This window comes from Anaerobacterium chartisolvens, assembly GCF_003337415.1.
GTDB classification, from domain to species: Bacteria; Bacillota; Clostridia; order Acetivibrionales; family DSM-27016; genus Anaerobacterium; species Anaerobacterium chartisolvens.
Genome location: NZ_QPJT01000012.1, coordinates 48,407 through 65,360, shown reverse-complemented (window position 1 = coordinate 65,360; position 16,954 = coordinate 48,407). Strand labels below are relative to the sequence as shown.

Genomic DNA, 16,954 nt, shown 5'->3' with positions numbered 1-16,954 from the left:
GGCTAATGGAATACAAATCTATCCTTGATAGAATTGAAGAGCAAAAGAAGGTCGAGGATTTATCGGTAAAATTATTCAGGTACGCGGGACTGATACAGGCTATTGAGTTCTTTTCACAGAAACTGAATTTTGAGCAGATAATAGAAGCGGGCTTCGATTTTGTCAATGAGCTTCTTACTATAGGAAGGTCGGCTGTTTTTGTGTTGGAGGGAGACAGCTACGTTTTAAGAAAGATTAAGGGCTTTGATAATGCCGTTTCTACCATAAAAAATAATGACAAACTGCAAAGCTTCGCCTTATTGAATGGCAGCCTTATATTTGACAGGGCTTTGCTTAAAGAATTTTTTGATGAGGAAATACTGGATGCGTACAGTATCTCTGTTTTTATGCCTCTGATAATTGAGAGCACGCTGTTTGGATTTATATTTATATCTAATAAAACCACAGGTCCGTTAAACGATGAAGACTACATAATATCTGAGGCGTTGATAAAGCTTTTAAATAATGCTCTTGAAAACTACAGGAGCTATGAGCAGCTTCAAAAGGCCAATCGGGAGCTGGACGAAAAGATATTCAACCTTTTTGCAATAAACCAGTCGTCAAAGGCTCTCTTAAGCGAGCTTAGTCTTGATTCTCTCTACAGTTTGTCGGTAGATGTCTTTTCAGAGCTGACACAAAACAGCATTACCGGCTTTGTTTTGTACGACGAGAAAAGTGAGAAGCATGTCTTAAGGGCATTTAAGGACATCTGCTATACCTGCATGGATGCACAAATAAGTCTTACCCTTAACAAGGGGGCAAGGATAGATGCAAATAAGGTAATTATAAAGCTTTGCGACGAGCGGGATGCACAGTATTTTAACGATATTTTCATTGAGGGGGCTGGAGTACTTGCTCCTTTAAGGCCCGATTATATAATACTGCTGATAAAGAACAACACAATAGCAGGCTTTGTGACGCTGGGTCAGTCAATAACGGGCACAGAGTATAAGCACAGCATGTTTGAGCTCATAGAAAGCCTTGCATCCTCAACATATATTGCTCTTTCAAACGCCATGCTGTTTAAGCAGGTAAACGAGCAGAAGAAGATGATTCAGGGCAAGCTGGATAAGCTTATTACTTTAAACAATCTCATGAAAAACATAAACAGCTCTCTTGATGTCGATACGCTTATAGATATTACGTTAAAAACTCTTGAGGTGTCGTTTTTTGTAGAAAAAGCCGTATTTGCGTTATACGATAAGGAGAAGAATGCCTTTAACCTTTACAGAACCCTGAACATAGAAACCGCGGAAAAAGAGATTGCTGTAAACGGGAACTGGAAAAGAGTCATGGAGGGCGACAGAATATACAGAGTAGGTGAAGCTGCGGTTTTTGATTATATGGGAGAGAAGCTTGCATCCGATATAGATGTAAGTCCGGGAATAGTAATTTTCCCTATATATATAGACAGGGTAGAGATTGAGGTTTTGGGAGTGCTAATTGTATTTAAATACAAAAATACCGCTATTGATGATACCGAAAACATGATTACTCTCGAGACTGTTGCGGGACATATTGCACCAGCTATAAGCAACCTGTTTACAATTGAGGCTCAAAAGAAGTTTTTACTGCCTAATTATACCGAGCTATTTAAGAAAGACTTAACGGAAGCAATAGAAGAGACCTTTGAGGTGTTAAACAAGCTTGAGGTATTTTATATATGTGATAAAAGAGATCTTCTTTTTAAGGATAATGCCATAATTGACAGGCTGAAAGGCAGCTTCAGGAATGTATATCCCTTTACGCAAAACAATATTTTTATAATTAATATGTACGAATTGGATGCCGATCAAAAAATAGAGCTGATAACGGGCACTGAGGATATTGCAGTAAGGAAGATGGTTCTGGGAAAGGACTTTAATAACCTTCAGGAGTTTTTAGCATTGTTCTAAATAATTTAGGCTTTTGCATATGATATGGGATAACGGAGGATGTAAAATAATATCCTCCAGAATAATTTCTACTCTAACTACAGAAGCATGTATACCTGTAGAAGACGCTTGTGACTTTAGTTAGCCTAAATTGTAGCGCGGTTACGCATTCCGGGGAAATTATCCTTCCGGAAATTATTTTACATTCTTTTTAGATAGTTTGCATCCTAATTTATATAAATAACAAGGCAGTATTGAAAAATATCAGGCGATTTAAGGGGCTGCCGCAAAACAGGTGCCGGATGCATTATGTTTTGTGAGGAGCCTCTTTAATATTAAAATGTCGGCAGGGGGTGGTTTCTAGGGGTGAAAAGTGTAAAATTTCTTCATTGTGCGGACATGCATCTTGACGCTCCGTTTACTTCTTTGGCAAGCTATGAAAAAGTGCAATTAAGGCAGAGGGATTTAAAAGAAGTATTTAAAAGGATAATTGACGCGGCAAGGGATGAGAATGTCGACATACTGCTGGTAAGCGGGGATCTCTACGAGCATAATTATGTAAAAAAATCCACTGTAGAGCTTATTAATGATGCTTTTAGCAGTATAAAGCATATAAAGGTTTTTATAGCACCGGGCAACCATGATCCTTATATACCCGGCTGTTACTATGAAAAATTTAAGTGGAGCGATAATGTGCATATATTGGCGGGAGAAAGCTGCTGCATAAAGCTTGATGATATGGGAGTGTGTATATATGGTGCGGGCTTTGGCAGCTTTTATGAGGAACGGACACTGATTTCAGGAATAGCGCCTGTGGATGAAGGCTGTATAAACATTCTTCTAACTCATGGAACTGTGGATATGAATTTTAAAGCCTCCGTATATAATCCAATGTCGGGAAATGAGCTGGCGGCATTAAATATGGACTATATAGCTCTTGGACATTTCCACAACAGGATAGAGGATATAGGGGGATATGGAGTGGTATACAATCCCGGAAGCCCTGAAGCGCTTGGGTTCGATGAGCCGGGAGAGCATGGGGCTTTTATGGGCAGTATATACAAGGACAATGAAAAGTCAAGTAAGCTAGATTTGAGGTTTCTGACGCTTGGGAAAAGGTTTTATGAACAAAAGGACATCAATATAGGAGGGTGTTGCAGCGAGCAGCAGGTGATATCAAAAATTGAGGATGCAATATGCCTGTGCCCTGCCGGAAGGCCCGGTGGAAAAAAGCCTGCCGACGGATTGTATTCCGTAACGATAAGAGGATCCGCCGGAGACTTTAAGTGGGTTAAGGCAGAGCTTATAGAAAACTATTTTAGGGATAAGCTGTTTTTTTTAAAGCTGGCGAATGAGGCAGGCACGGATTATAATATAGATGAAATAATAAACGAGCCGGGACTTAGAGGGCTGTTTGTGCGTAAGGTTCTTAAGCTGATGGATCAAGCTCAAGGGAACCATGACAGAGAGCTTTTGCACAAGGCCATGCATTATGGCCTTGAAGCACTGGAAAAGGGCAGGGTGGATATTGACTATATAATTTAGGCTTTTGCATATCGGATAACGGAGGATGTAAAATAATATCCTCCAGAATAATTTCTACTCTAACTACATAAGCATGTATATCTGTAGAAGACGCTTATGACTTTAGTTAGCCTAAATTGTAGCGCGGTTACGCATCCCGGGGAAATTATTCTTCCAGAAATTATTTTACATTCTTTATTAGATAGTTTGTACCCTAATTTATATAGTGATTGGATAGACTTCTGTTGCGGTGCGTTGCTATAAAGGGGCGGTTTTGACGGGGGAGCTATGAGGATAGAAAAGCTTGAAATAAAAGGCTTCGGGAAATTGAGAAACAGAAAGCTGGAGCTTAAACCGGGGCTGAATATAGTTTTTGGAGCTAATGAATCGGGAAAGACTTCTCTTCAGTGCTTTATAAGATCGATGCTTTTTGGAATTAAGGGTGGAAAGGGAGCAAGGGACGGAACGCCTTCGCCTCTTAAAATGTATAGGCCGTGGGACACAAATGAGTTTTCAGGCATTATGGAATATGTGCTTGACAACGGCGAAAGGTATAGAATAGAAAGAAGCTTTGTAAACAATTCTGTAAGAATATTTGATTCTTTTTTTAATAACATAACGGACACCTTCCATGTAGGTAAGGATAAAAGGGCGAGATTTGCGGAAAAGCATACGGGGATGAATGAGGTATGCTTTAGTAAAACTGTGTTTATAGGGCAAATGGATGCCAAAATAGGCGAGGACGGCGGCAGAGAGCTTTTAAGCAGGCTTACAAATATAGCTCAGACCGGCTATGAGGATATTTCCTTTAAAAGAGCGAGTGAGGCGTTAAAGGATGCCTTGAAAAACCATGTAGGAACCGATAAAACCTCTACACGCCCGCTGGACAGAATTACTTTACGGCTTTCGGAGCTGAATTCAACGCGCGGGCAGTTGCTTGAAAAAATCGCTCTGCTGAATGAGACAAAAGGCTGCTTGGACAGAGCTGAGATTGCTAAAAAAGGGTTGGGAAAGAGAGAGGCTTTTTTAAGAAGCCTTAAAGAGCTGCTGCGGTTTTATTTGGAGCTTGAAAGGTGTGTAAGCTTAAAAACGGGCTTGGAGCAGGCTCTGGAAGGCATAGACGGATATGAAAAGGAGCTTGGAAGCGTTTCTCTTCGCATGGAGGAATACAACAGAATAATAGCGGGATCTTCAGGAATACATGCGTTCGGAAATGATGATATGGACAGGCTGGATGAAGACTATAACAGTCTTTTAGGCATTGAAGCCGTTATACGGACGCTTAACCGGGAAATAGACCGCAAGAGGCAGGATGACGAAAGCGGCATGATAAATTCTGGGGACATAATAACACCGAGGGATGAAATTGAGTCTATCGAGAAGGGTAAAAACAAAGGCAGCGAGGCTATTAATGAGAAAATCAGAAATATGCAGTCAGGTCAGAGAGTATATGCAATAGTAATGGGTGTTTTGACGGCATTGAGTGCGATGTGCTTTGCAGCGGGGCTTATAAAGGACTCTGCGGCAGCAGCAGTGGTGGCAGGCTTTGTGTTGCTTGTGTGTGCCGTCGCGGCCTTTTTTGTGAGAAGTAAAGGAGCAGGAGAGCTGAGGAGGCTTAGAGAGCAAAAAAGAGCTGCTTTGATAAATGAAAGCAGGCTATCTGAAGATATTAATAAAAAGAGGGAGCTTTTGAAGCTTGATTTAACCAGGCTTGAGGAGGAGCTTCAGGAAAATGTGAGAATAAGGCAGGCGTTAAAAAATAAAATTGAGGCTGTGCTTAACTGCGGAGGAATAACAGGCGAGTGCGGCGAACAGCTTTCGCAGGAGGGGATTAAAGCCTTCCGGAGCTTGGTAAGAAAATATAGTGAAGCAAAGTCGGAGATGGGCTATGCTCTAAAGAGAGGTAATGAGCTGCGGCGGGGGCTGGACACATATTTAAAAAATGCTTCTGCATTGTGCGGAGAGGATGTTAACAGCAGGCAAAGCATAGAGAGCAAAATTTTAAGCGCATCGGAGAGAATAAATTGCCTTGAAAAAAAGGCAGAGGAGACATCGGCGGAAGTTGAACAGCTTTTTCTGCATGAGGCTGTAAGCGATTTATATGCAGGTATATATAACGACTTTAAAGTATTAAAGAGCACCGGGGCCGATATGGGTGCCGAAGGACTTGAGGAATTACTGGAAAGAGAGCATGTCAAAACCTCCCGGCAGCTGGAGGAGGCATCTCTAAGCATAAGGGAGTATGAAACCATTATTAAGGGAATAGAGGAAGCTGCGCCGGATGTGCAAAATATTGGCGCTGAAATAGAAGAGCTGGAAGCACAAAAGTCTAAGCTTGAGGACATAAATGCTTCATTAAAAATAGCTGCGGATGTTCTGGCGGAGGCAAGCATGGAGCTGCAAAGAGACTTTGCGCCTGCTTTGAATAAAAAGCTCGGGGATACCATAAGCAGAATAACGGCAGGGAAATACATTGATCTCAGAGCCGACAATTCACTTCTATTAAAGGCTATAGTGCCGGAAACGGGAGAGGTTGTGCCTGTTGTGGCCTTAAGCGGAGGCACTATGGATCAGATGTACCTTGCACTCAGGATTTCTGTCGCTCAGCTTATTGCCAGAGACGGTGAGAATGTGCCGTTCATTATGGACGAAGTGTTTGCACAGTATGATGATAAAAGGACAGAGGAAGCGTTTGATTTTTTATATGAGCTGTCGCAAGGGAGGCAGGTATTGCTGTTCACCTGCAAAAGCAGGGAGGTAGAGCTTGCGAGACAAATATGCGGTGAAATTAACGTTATAGAACTGTGATAGAAAAAAATACAACAAATATGCAGAGGGACAGCTTTCCTGTGCATATTTTTTTGTGTACAGACAAAAAATATCTGCATGGGTAACAATTGAGAGAGGAGGAAGGAATGCTTGAAAAGGGTAAAGATTCTATCGATTGTTCTTGCGGCGGCCTTTGTAATAATTAGCACAATTTTTTATAACAGCCCCTTTTATGCCGAGGGAAACGGAATAGGAGAAGAGCAGATGCTGGCCAGAGCGATAAACGGAGAGGCGAGAGGCGAACCCTACGAGGGCCAGGTTGCTGTGGGTGCTGTAATTCTGAACAGGACAAGAGACGCGGCCTTTCCTAAAAGCATAGCCGGAGTAATATACCAGCCGGGGGCATTTACAGCGGTGAGTGATGGACAGATAAATGTCCCCATCGAAAGCAATTCATCAGTAGTAAGGGCAGCGAGGGATGCTTTAAACGGATGGGATCCGACAAACGGCTGCATCTATTATTGGAATCCGGCCACTGCCACAAGCAATTGGATCTGGAGCAGACAGATAGTCACAAAAATAGGCAAGCACAATTTTGCAAAGTAAAGTGCTGCGTAAGGCGAATAAGCTATTTGGGATAAATTTACGGAGGTGGGAATTTGGGCTTGAGAGAAAAGCTATTGGATTTTAAGCAAAGGCTGTCCGACAGGAAAATGTACAGTGTTGTTATCATTGCTATAGCGATAGTTGCCATATGGGGAATATACCAGTACAAGCGTGCTGCTGACCTGACGCAGCATATTAATAATCAGTACAACAGGGCTTTTTACGACATGGTGGGATATGTAAATAATGTAGATGTGCTGCTGATAAAGTCGCTTATATCAGCTTCACCGGCAAAGACGGCCTCCACGCTTCAGGAGGCGTGGCGACAGGCCAACCTTGCTCAGGAGAACCTTGGGCAGCTTCCTGTTTCTCAGCAGGTACTTGCCAACACGTCAAAGTTTCTCACGCAGGTGGGAGACCTTTCTTATTCTCTGAATAATCAAAACATGCAGGGAAAGGCTTTGACGGAGGAGCAGTATAAAACTATTGAAAAACTGTACGGATATGCTTCAACTCTTGGTAAAAGCTTAAACGAGCTTCAGACGCAGATTAACTCGGGAAGGATAAAATGGGGCGAATTAGCACAGAAGGGGACTCCGTTTTTTAAAAAGGCCTCTGCCCAGATGCCCTCAAAGCAGTTTGAGAACATAGATAAAACCTTTCAGGACTATCCCACGCTTATTTATGACGGGCCGTTTTCAGACCATCTTGCAAAGGCTGAATTAAAGGGACTGACGGGTGATGTGATAAGTGTGGAGGAGGGGAAAAAACGTGTAATGAAGCTGTTTAACGGAAATAAGTCTGCGGTCGTTGAGGAAAACGGTAAAAATGATTCTCCTCCCATCAAAACTTACAGCTATAAGGTAACATTTGAAAATGCCGATAAGAACCAAACCGCTATTGTAGATATAACTCAAAAGGGAGGGCATTTATATCAAATGCTCTACAACAAGCCTGTGGCAAATGCAAAAATAGATGTGGATCAGGCGAAGGCCATGGGGAAAAAGTTTCTGGACGAAAATGGCTATAAGAATATGAAGGACACTTATTATCTGAAGGAAGACAGCACGGCGGTAATAAATTATGCCTATGAGCAGAACGGCGTTGTTGCATATCCTGATTTGATAAAGGTTAAAATTTCATTAGACGACGGAGAGGTTCTGGGCTTTGAGAGTAGGGGCTATATTTCCTCACACTCGGAGAGGAAGATCCCCAAGCCCAAGATAAGCGAGAAGGAGGCAAGAAAGCTCATAAATCCCAAGGTAAAGATTTTGAGTTCAGGCTTTGCAATAATACCCACAGAATATAAGACGGAGATATATACCTATGAGTTCAAGGGAAAGCTTAACGGAAGAGATTTTCTCATATATATAAACGCGGAGACGGGCAGAGAGGAAAATGTGCTTATGATACTCGAGACACCCGGAGGGATTCTCACAATATAGTTTTTAGATATAAAAATGCAATAAAAACCGGCTTGCTTAAGTCGGCTTTTATTGCATATATTTTTGTATAGCGGTAATATAGGACTAGGGAAATTTGCATTTCCGTGCATTAAGCAATGCTTTCTAAAACAGTTTGGGGGGTACAAGGTGGATAAGAATGACTATACAAACAACATTGATCTATCCGCAGAGGGGCTTTGCGGACAGCAGCCTCGAAGGCCAAGCATAGCTCAGGCAGCACTTTTGTATTCCGTGGCGGTTGTACTGCTGCTGTATGTAGGGTTTAAGGCGCAGAATGCCAGCAGGTATCCCGGGCTTTTGATAACTGAATTTTTGCTTATACTTGCACCGTCTCTTGCTCTCTTGCTCATAGGGAGGTATGACTTTAAAAGTGTGCTGAGGATAAAAGGGGTAAGCCTCATAAACCTTTTTATTATCCTGTGCATTATGGGAGCCGCGCTGCCTATAGTGGGCTTTTTAAACATGCTCAACCTGTTTGTAATTGAGACTGTATTTGGAAGGGTTGTACTGCCGGATATTCCTGTGGCCTCCAATGGGACGGAGCTGCTTGTAAATATTTTAATCATAGGCGGCTCGGCGGGGATTTGCGAAGAAATTATGTTCAGGGGTGTTATACAGAGGGGAATGGAGAGGCTCGGGGCCGTAAAGTCTATTTTAATTACAGCCTTTTTATTTGGTCTGATGCATCTTGATTTTCAAAGATTTTTAGGAACCTTTGTGCTTGGGGCACTGATAGGGTTTATAGTATACAGGACAAACTCAATATTTGCAGGCATATTCGCACATTTTGTAAACAATTCTATCGCTGTAGTCGCATCGTATGCCGCAGCGCGCATAGGTGAGCTTGCAAAGTCAATGGGAAAGGATCAGCTTACCGCAGAAACGGGTAAATACCTGTCCAGCCTGACAAGCCTACCGTTTGAACAGCTTATAGGAGTAATAATTGTCTGGGGATTTATGTTTATGTCCTGTGCGGCAGTACTGACAGGCCTTATTGTAGCACTTATAAGAACCACAGAGCAAGAGGTCCGGCCTGTGGTAAAAGAAAGCTCAACAAGGGGAAGAGCGGGATTGCTGTGGGCTTTGCCGGGAATTCTTATTACAGCGGCAATTTACTTTGCTCAGGGGCTTAAGCTAAGTGATCCGTCCAATGCGCTCGCCGACAGAATATTAAGTATCTTGAGGCTTTAAATAAGAGGTTCAGCGAATATTTCTTCTTATATCGTCCCCTATGAACATAAGCCTGTCAAAGCAGCCTATGATACGTGAGGAAACCCTTTCGGTATAGTATTCGTCAAGCTTTCTTGCACCTATATTTGTAGAAATTATTGTTTTGCAGGGGGAGCTGAAATTGTTCATCTGACGGGTATTAATTATTGTGAGCAACTCGGCATATCTTGCGGCGGTCTGGGACTCTGTGCCGAGATCGTCAATTATCAACAGACCCACTTCAAAAATACTGCTGTAATTGCCGTCTTCAAAATCGTCCTCCTTATAGGCCTTCATTTTGAACTCTGCAATGGTATTAAAAAGCACAGGTGCGGTCTGATACAAGACAGTGTGCCCTTTTTTCATAAGCTCTAAGGCTATGCAGTTGGACATAAAGGTTTTCCCTACGCCTGTCGGGCCGCTGAAAAAGAGGTTCTTTTCATCAGAAGAATTAAAATTTTCTATAAAGCTTAAGCATCTTCTTTTTATATTCAATATATTTTCCCTAGGAGAGATTTTTAACCCGTACCTGCTTTCATCTGAGGTTTCAGGATATACATGCTCATTGAAGGCGGAAAAATTCTCTTTTTGAACCAGCTTGAGATTTGACTGGCTATATATGGCGTTTATCAGCATCTGCTTATAGCAGGAGCACTTTTCCGCTCCTGCCGGATTTTCGATAAAGCCCGTGTCCTTGCACTTGGGACAGGTATAAGCAATTTCAAGGTGATCTGCGGTATAGCCATGCTTCAAAAGCAGGGTTTCCCGTTTAGTTTTCAAGACGCGCAGAGTTCTGGTGAATTCCTCAAGCAGATTATCTTTCGCACTGTTTTCAACAAGAAGCATTCTATTGTATTTGATACCGGAAAGATTAATTTCCTTGTCTATTTCCTCAAGTCCGGGCACAAGCAGATAGGCCTGTGACTTTTTAGCCATAAACCTGTCAACGGCCGCCCTTTGCCTATCGTCATATTCCTTTTTAATGGACTGATAAATATGCCTGTTCATGTGTATCTCCAGTACAATTATTTTTCACCCGCAACATTATTAAAAAAGCTATTATAGTAATCATCATCGTGCTTTCTTTGCTCAAAATTGTCCTTCTGCGGAATAGCCTGACTTTTTACCTGAGCTTTAGGGGTATTCTGCTTTTTGCTTTTTTCATGGGCAATGACCTCATCTCTGGTCCGCAAGCCTCTTTCATACCAATCTGTTAGTATTGCGTGAACATACTTAAAATTGGGGTTGGTCTTGGCAGTGGTCTTTTTAAGCGACAGGTCAATGACTTCAATTGTATATTTATAATCAACCACCCATTTTTCCACATACTCATCTTCATATTCGGTAAGGTTTCTGCCAAGCTTAAGCTTTTTCACTATGCTGCTTCGGATGTCCTTTATTTTCTGATACTCAATAAAATACTTGTCCAGATCAAAGCTGTTCTGAATGTTCTTATTGTGCCAGTTGTCGGCAACCTTCATTATGTAGTTTTTTGATAGCCCCTTATGGTCATAGCAGTGCTGAAAAAGAGCGTACATTACGTCCTCCTCAAACTTATACTTATCAAACCATGCGTCCAGATCGGTGTACCAGGACGGAGACATGACTCCCTGAAAAAAAGAGTTGTTTATTGCGGTAATAATTCTGTTCCGCTTCTTATTTCTTTCAGAGCTGAGTGCCGCCTCCTCGGGGGTGGAGGTTGTCTTTAGCCTGTACAGCTTATTTATCTCCTTCTCCTTGAGATCGGACATCACGATTCCATCGTTTGTACGGTCTATTACCCCTATGCTCTCAAGGAAGGTAAACGCACTCTTTACCTTATGTATGTCTATTTCCAGCTTTTTGCACACCTCTTCAGTGGAGGTTTTTTTGTTGTGCTTGCTTAAAAAAAGGCAATACATATAGATCTTTACAAAATCCGAATCCATAGAGGGCATGTACTCGGTAATAAAGATATCCGGTACCATTGTATCTGAGTACAGCATTGACTTGTACGATTCAAAAAACATATATTCCTACCTTTCAAGGCGCCTGTTATAAATAGCATTGTCTATTTTTACTAAAATTATATCATATAAGATTGCCTCATTACAAAATGAATAAACATCAAAAACATGTTGTCGGGATATTATTGCTGGCTATTTCTGCACTTTTTTTGAATTATCGGGGCAATGTAAGGATTAAAAATATGCAAACTCCGAATTGCAAAATAATCGTTGAAATACTTATTTTAAAAGGGTATAATTATTTAGTCAATGTTGTTATGGTGTTACTTATTAATGATTTCTGCAAAATGGAGGTGAACAGCATGGAAAGTGAACCTGGTGGTAGTAGTCACATACGACATTTCCAATTATTCCTTGGGTTTATTTGTCATGCTGTTAATATTAGTTTAACACTATGACACATAAACCCTCTGGCATTAGTAAAAATATGTTTGAGAGGGTGATTTTGTTGATTAAAATGTTTAAAACTATTAACAATGAATTAGTATGCGTAGAAAAAATTGACGATGGTGTTTGGGTTAATTTAATTAATCCAACAGAAGAAGAGATTAGCAATATTTGTGATGAACTAAAAATAGATCCTGAATTTGTTAAATCGGCATTAGACGAAGAAGAACGTTCTCGAATAGAAAGCGAAGATGGCCAGATACTTATATTGGTTGACATACCGATTATGGAAAATACTGGGAAAAACAACACATATTCAACCTTACCTTTGGGAATTATATTGACAAAAGAAAGTATTATTACCATATGCCTTAAAGAAACACCGATTATTTATGATTTTATCAATAAGCGTGTAAAATCGTTTTATACGTATTACAAAAGTAGGTTTGTTCTGCAAATTCTTTTTAAAAACGCAACCTATTACCTTCAATATTTGCGTCATATTGAGAAATTAAGCAATAGAATTGAGAATGATCTGCAAAAATCAATGAGAAATAAAGAGTTAACCCAATTGCTAAAACTTGAAAAAAGCCTTGTATATTTTTCTACCTCCTTAAAATCCAATGAATCTGTTTTTGAAAAAATGTTAAAGCTGGATTCTATTAAGAAATTTGAAGAGGACAAGGATTTATTGGAAGATGTCATAATAGAAAACAAGCAGGCAATTGAAATGACCAATATCTACAGCAGTATTTTAAGCGGCATGATGGACGCTTTTGCTTCGATTATATCAAACAATTTGAACATGGTAATGAAATCGTTGACGCTTATAACAATTGCGCTTGCAATTCCAACAATGATATCAGGTTATTTTGGAATGAATGTGCCAAATTCATGGGAAGGAAGTAATGTGGCTTTTCCTGTGATAGTGGGGGGATCAATTTTACTATCTGTTCTAGCTTCAGTTATTCTTATAAAGAAAAAGCTTTTTTAATAAAGAATAACAATTAAAACGACATAAAGTGCTGGCTTCTGAGAGGCAGCACTTTTTAAAATTGGGTTTTGTTTTTGATTATATTAACAGCTTTAGCCTTCTCTTAAACAACCCTCGCTGTCATAAAAGTTTTCACCTGCAATTCGCAGAATACCTTTTCCGTCAAAGAAATTTTCGCCGGCTTCGCGTAAAATCCCCTCATAATCATAAAAGCTTTCACTAGGCTGTCTGATATGACCCTGATAATCATAATATACTTCTCCCGGACTACGTAAATAGCCCTCGCCGTCATAAAAGCTTTCCGATTTTGAATACATTAAGGTTCCTCCTTATTTATAAAGATTTCTATAAACCCTTTTAATATTTCTACATCTATAAGAGATTATACCATACCTCTTTTGTTATTTAAAAAATTTTTTTGGGTTTATTAGAGGACATTTAATGTGAAAATAAAGTGGCAACGTCACGGATGCTCTTATTTTATTTAAAAATTTGAATTCACTGCCACTTGACTTTTGGAATTTCAAATGCTAAAATTAATGTCTACAGGAGATGCAAGTATTTGCTCTCTTGACATAACAACAGAATATTGAAATTATAATATGCGCCCATAGCTCAACTGGATAGAGCGTCTGACTACGGATCAGAAGGTTGTGGATTCGATCTCTGCTGGGCGCGCCAAGGCTTGCTGGTATTAAATTCCGGTAGGCCTTTTTAATTTCTTTAGACATCTATTTCCCAATTTTTTATATATTACCTTCGCTAAGGCTGCATTTGCTTTGTCAGGTGAAGATAGAAACACCGCTGGTAAACGATTACTTCATTTGGTTGAAACTATTTTTATTTAATGATATAATGTCATAAATAAATATATGATTTAAAACACAAGGATACTATTATCGGGAGCGTATCATATGGTTAAAATAGAAGATGTGGCGGCTTTGGCCGGTGTTTCGGTTGCTACGGTTTCAAGGGTTTTAAATAATAATTACATGGTATCTAAGGAGAAAAGGGAAAAGGTACTGGAGGCAGTCAAAGCCTTAAACTACCAGCCTAATGCTCTGGGGCGCAACTTGAGGCGTGCCGAATCTAAAATGGTGCTCGTTGTATGTACCGCGGTAATAGACGAAGCTATGCGCGGGATACAGGATGTTGCAAAGGATCTGGGCTACGATGTAATACTCAGCTATTCCGACAGGACGGGCGGTATGAATTCCATAAAGTTTCTTGAGAATGGCCTTGTCGGAGGAGTAATTTTCTTAAACATGCTGTTTAAGGACGAGGAATTGATAAATATCAGCAAGCAGTATCCTGTTGTGCAGTGCGGTGAATATGTTGACATACCTAATTCCTATCTTGTGGCGGTTAACGACGGAAAAGCTACCTATGATATGACGAAGCACGTGATTGAACTGGGAAAGAAACGAATCGCGTTTGTTGCCTGTGAAGGCTATGGCGAAAATCCGCACTTTTCAAGAGACAGGGAAAGAGGCTATAAGCTTGCACTCGCGGATTTCGGTCTGCCCCATTATCCTGAATTGAGGAGATCGGGAGATTTCTCAATAGAGAGTGGTATTGCCGCCGCAAAGGAATACTTAAAAATGGATCATAAGCCCGACGCGGTAATATGCGCGCAGGACAACATTGCCTTTGGGTGCCTGAACACCTTTAAAAACGCAGGGCTCTCTGTGCCGGGCGATATCGCTGTAACGGGCTTTGACAACATTGAAATTTCCGAGGTCAGCGATCCGTCAATAACAACTATTGCACAGCCCTTTTATGAAATTGGCCGTGAAACAATGAAAATGCTGGTTTCACTTATGAAGGGTGAAATTAGTGTGGGAAGGCATCTGTTTATTGACTATCAATTGATTGTCCGTGGCTCTACTGTCGGTAAAAAGTGATTCAAGCAAGATATTTCAAGGCTTCTCTAAATTGAGAGGCCTTTTATTTTTTATTATAAGCACGGACCGCACGGGTAAAAGTAATCGTTTTCTGAAATACTGCTTGTATTTTCAAAAGCATAGTGTTATAATATTATCATGATAAAAGAAAACGATTACAAAGCGATTGTCTTGCGAATAACAGCACAAATAATTTTAATTTAAGAGGAGTGTTTAAAATGAAAAACGGAAAATTGTTAATAGGCATTATAGGATGCGGGGGAATTGCAAATAACAAGCATTTGCCTTCACTGGCTAAGCTCGGTGAACTATGTGAAATGACAGCTTTCTGTGACATCAAGGTGGAAAGAGCCGAAGAAGCGGCAAAGAAATATGGAGCAGCCGACGCGAAGATATACTCCGATTATAAGGAGCTTTTAAATGACGACTCAATTGATGTTGTGCATGTGCTTACTCCTAACGTATTCCATGGACCTATAACGGTAGACTCTTTTAACGCTGGGAAGCATGTTATGTGTGAAAAGCCTATGGCTCATACGGCGGCGGATGCTAAGAAAATGCTAGATGCGGCTAAAAAATCGGGTAAGAAATTTACTATAGGCTACCAGAACAGATTCAGGAACGAAGTGCAGACATTGCATAAGGCTTGTGAAACAGGCGCGCTTGGAGATATATACATGGCCAAGGCTCATGCCGTAAGGAGAAGAGCGGTTCCTACATGGGGAGTATTCCCTGACAAATCGCTTCAGGGCGGAGGTCCTCTTATCGATATAGGAACACATGCGCTGGATATAACTCTGTGGATGATGAACAACTATAAGCCAAAGAGCATAACAGGCTCAGTGTTTTACAAAATGGCGGACAAGTTTGAAGGCAACCTGTTTGGGCCTTGGGACCCAAAGACCTTTGAGGTGGAGGACTCAGCGTTCGGATTTATTAAAATGGAAAACGGAGCAACAATTTTCCTTGAGGCTGCATGGGCACTCAATGTTTTGGATTCAAAAGAAGCGGCAACAACTCTTATGGGTACAGAAGCGGGAGCTGAAATAAGATCGGGCATGAGCTATGCTCAGAATGAATTAATAATAAATAACTCAAAGTATGGCAACCTTTTTGAAGAGAAAATTTCAGGCGGGGGACACATAGCTTACTTTGAAGGCGCATCCAATGAGCCGGGCTATCTGGAAGCAAGGCAGTGGCTGCTTTCGATAATAAACGATACCGAGCCGCTTGTAAAGCCTGAGCAGGCATTTGTGGTTACGCAGATACTTGAATGCATTTACAAATCTCACGAAACCGGAAAGATGATTGAGCTTTAAAAATACTTGAGTTTTAAATTATATTTTTTAAATAAGAGGGTTTGATGGTTATGAAGCTTGGAATTATAGCTGCGGTAAAAGAGGAAAGCTTTAAAAATGCCGCCAAAAAGGGTTTGGATTTTATAGAGCTCTGTATAAACGGTGGGTATAATACTGAAGAATTTTTCAATCAGCTTTCTGAAATCAAAGGCTGGATTAAAGGGTATAACGTTGGCGTTGGTTCGGTAGGCCGCTGGAAAGCCAATGTATTAAAAGAAGACGGAAGCATAGACGAAGAAGAGCTTGAAATAGCTTATAAGCTTATAGATGCTGCGAGTTGCCTTGGATGTGAGGTATATGTATGCGGCTGCAACTATATTGAGTCTATGTCATATTACGAAAATTGCACTAAAGCTATTGAGTTTTTCTCAAAGCTCATAGAGTACGGTAAACAAAGGAAGGTTAATATTGCGTCATATAATTGCAGAAAAATAAATTTTGTTCATAATCCTGTGGCTTGGACGATTATACATGGGCATCTGAAGGAGCTTGGGATAAAGTATGACCCCTCCCATGCTGTATATAACGGCGGAGATTATCTTAAAGAAGCTGAGGAATGGGGACACCGGTTTTATCATGTGCATTTGAAGGGCTCTCTCATGATAAACGGAAAAAGAGTGGATGACCCGCCGGCGGGGCTTGATCAGACAGACTGGAAGGCTTTTTTGTCCATATTATACGCAAAGGATTACAGCAGAGGCTTAAGCATAGAACCCCACTCTCCTCACTGGCAGGGGGAGCTGGGAGAAAAAGGCGTGGATTTCACTATAAGCTATATGAAGGCATTAATTCTGTAACTAAAGCTGTAAAGAATAGGG

Annotated in this window: 12 protein-coding genes, 1 tRNA gene and 1 pseudogene; 11 read left to right on the top strand and 3 right to left on the bottom strand. The window is 40.8% G+C overall.

All coding sequences use genetic code 11. The annotated features are described in order from the left end of the window. The first annotated feature begins 5 nt into the window (after positions 1-5). The 6 genes and pseudogenes from DFR58_RS11525 to DFR58_RS11500 all read left to right on the top strand — a co-directional run bounded on the left by DFR58_RS11525 (position 6) and on the right by DFR58_RS11500 (position 9,469). Positions 6-1,934: a GAF domain-containing protein gene (locus DFR58_RS11525; protein WP_114297999.1), complete on the top strand. Its 1,929-nt coding sequence runs from the start codon at positions 6-8 to the stop codon at positions 1,932-1,934. A gap of 345 nt (positions 1,935-2,279) precedes the next feature. After that, complete coding sequence (locus tag DFR58_RS11520; RefSeq protein ID WP_114297998.1) at positions 2,280-3,458, top strand: metallophosphoesterase family protein; 1,179 nt, start codon at positions 2,280-2,282, stop codon at positions 3,456-3,458. A gap of 267 nt (positions 3,459-3,725) precedes the next feature. Further along, a complete protein-coding gene (locus tag DFR58_RS11515; protein ID WP_114297997.1) occupies positions 3,726-6,245 on the top strand; it encodes an ATP-binding protein in 2,520 nt (839 codons plus the stop codon). A gap of 210 nt (positions 6,246-6,455) precedes the next feature. After that, positions 6,456-6,812, top strand: a pseudogene (locus DFR58_RS11510) (cell wall hydrolase); the annotation flags it as partial. A gap of 53 nt (positions 6,813-6,865) precedes the next feature. Continuing rightward, the gene (gene ypeB, locus DFR58_RS11505; RefSeq protein ID WP_114297996.1) at positions 6,866-8,257 is read left to right on the top strand and encodes a germination protein YpeB; all 1,392 of its coding nucleotides are present in this window, start codon (positions 6,866-6,868) and stop codon (positions 8,255-8,257) included. 147 nt (positions 8,258-8,404) lie between these two features. After that, positions 8,405-9,469, top strand: a complete 1,065-nt coding sequence (locus DFR58_RS11500) for a type II CAAX endopeptidase family protein (protein WP_114297995.1) — start codon at positions 8,405-8,407, stop codon at positions 9,467-9,469. A gap of 9 nt (positions 9,470-9,478) precedes the next feature. Here the strand turns inward: DFR58_RS11500 and DFR58_RS11495 are convergent, their stop codons facing one another. Both DFR58_RS11495 and DFR58_RS11490 read right to left on the bottom strand, forming a co-directional pair. Continuing rightward, positions 9,479-10,495 carry an ATP-binding protein gene (locus DFR58_RS11495; RefSeq protein WP_114297994.1) on the bottom strand — a complete coding sequence of 339 codons (1,017 nt, stop codon included), beginning with the start codon at positions 10,493-10,495 and terminating at the stop codon, positions 9,479-9,481. Positions 10,496-10,512: 17 nt separating this feature from the next. Then, positions 10,513-11,496, bottom strand: coding sequence for a DnaD domain protein (locus tag DFR58_RS11490; RefSeq protein ID WP_114297993.1), 984 nt, complete (start codon positions 11,494-11,496; stop codon positions 10,513-10,515). A 445-nt stretch (positions 11,497-11,941) separates the two neighbouring features. Between DFR58_RS11490 and DFR58_RS11485 the strand changes: the two genes are divergently transcribed. Next, positions 11,942-12,874: a magnesium transporter CorA family protein gene (locus tag DFR58_RS11485; RefSeq protein WP_114297992.1), complete on the top strand. Its 933-nt coding sequence runs from the start codon at positions 11,942-11,944 to the stop codon at positions 12,872-12,874. A gap of 92 nt (positions 12,875-12,966) precedes the next feature. Here DFR58_RS11485 and DFR58_RS11480 read toward each other — a convergent pair whose 3' ends face one another. Beyond that, positions 12,967-13,191 carry a hypothetical protein gene (locus DFR58_RS11480; protein WP_114297991.1) on the bottom strand — a complete coding sequence of 75 codons (225 nt, stop codon included), beginning with the start codon at positions 13,189-13,191 and terminating at the stop codon, positions 12,967-12,969. 287 nt (positions 13,192-13,478) lie between these two features. On the opposite strand from DFR58_RS11480, the gene DFR58_RS11475 reads away from it, so the two are divergent. From DFR58_RS11475 to DFR58_RS11460, 4 genes are all read left to right on the top strand, one after another. Beyond that, positions 13,479-13,555: transfer RNA gene (locus DFR58_RS11475), tRNA-Arg, on the top strand. Between the two features lie 233 nt (positions 13,556-13,788). After that, complete coding sequence (locus tag DFR58_RS11470) at positions 13,789-14,778, top strand: LacI family DNA-binding transcriptional regulator (protein WP_114297990.1); 990 nt, start codon at positions 13,789-13,791, stop codon at positions 14,776-14,778. A 218-nt stretch (positions 14,779-14,996) separates the two neighbouring features. Beyond that, positions 14,997-16,097: a Gfo/Idh/MocA family protein gene (locus tag DFR58_RS11465; RefSeq protein WP_114297989.1), complete on the top strand. Its 1,101-nt coding sequence runs from the start codon at positions 14,997-14,999 to the stop codon at positions 16,095-16,097. A 50-nt stretch (positions 16,098-16,147) separates the two neighbouring features. After that, on the top strand, positions 16,148-16,933 hold the full coding sequence (locus DFR58_RS11460) for a sugar phosphate isomerase/epimerase family protein (RefSeq protein ID WP_170138134.1): 786 nt from the start codon (positions 16,148-16,150) through the stop codon (positions 16,931-16,933). The last annotated feature ends 21 nt before the right edge of the window (positions 16,934-16,954 follow it).

Coding starts and splice junctions, on each gene's coding strand:
- DFR58_RS11480 (WP_114297991.1), bottom strand. CDS start 13,191: ATGTATTCAAAATCGGAAAGCTTTTATGACGGCGAGGGCTATTTACGT.
- DFR58_RS11525 (WP_114297999.1), top strand. CDS start 6: ATGGAATACAAATCTATCCTTGATAGAATTGAAGAGCAAAAGAAGGTC.
- DFR58_RS11465 (WP_114297989.1), top strand. CDS start 14,997: ATGAAAAACGGAAAATTGTTAATAGGCATTATAGGATGCGGGGGAATT.
- DFR58_RS11470 (WP_114297990.1), top strand. CDS start 13,789: ATGGTTAAAATAGAAGATGTGGCGGCTTTGGCCGGTGTTTCGGTTGCT.
- DFR58_RS11495 (WP_114297994.1), bottom strand. CDS start 10,495: ATGAACAGGCATATTTATCAGTCCATTAAAAAGGAATATGACGATAGG.
- DFR58_RS11490 (WP_114297993.1), bottom strand. CDS start 11,496: ATGTTTTTTGAATCGTACAAGTCAATGCTGTACTCAGATACAATGGTA.
- DFR58_RS11515 (WP_114297997.1), top strand. CDS start 3,726: ATGAGGATAGAAAAGCTTGAAATAAAAGGCTTCGGGAAATTGAGAAAC.
- DFR58_RS11460 (WP_170138134.1), top strand. CDS start 16,148: ATGAAGCTTGGAATTATAGCTGCGGTAAAAGAGGAAAGCTTTAAAAAT.